Genomic DNA, 221 nt, shown 5'->3' with positions numbered 1-221 from the left:
TGATTTATCGTCCGCTGAGCGAGCGCGCGATGCGCATGATTGTCGAGATGAAACTCGGCCAGGTCAGCCAGCGCCTTAACCGCCACTACGGCCTGAGCACGCATATCGGAGAGCCGTTATACCAGGCACTGACGAATGCCTGCCTGTTACCGGACACCGGCGCGCGTAACGTCGACAGTCTGCTGAACCAGCAGATCCTGCCGGTACTCAGCCAGCAGCTG

The 221-nt window shown here is 60.2% G+C and carries 1 protein-coding gene; it reads left to right on the top strand.

Features of this window, described 5'->3' with window-relative positions:
* Positions 1 to 221 (top strand): hypothetical protein (locus Q1A40_RS23100; protein WP_300006119.1); only part of this gene is annotated, 221 nt, incomplete at both ends.

It is taken from the genome of uncultured Cedecea sp. (assembly GCF_947498825.1).
Classification (GTDB): domain Bacteria; phylum Pseudomonadota; class Gammaproteobacteria; order Enterobacterales; family Enterobacteriaceae; genus JGM124.
This window is presented reverse-complemented; position numbering and strand designations above follow the sequence as displayed.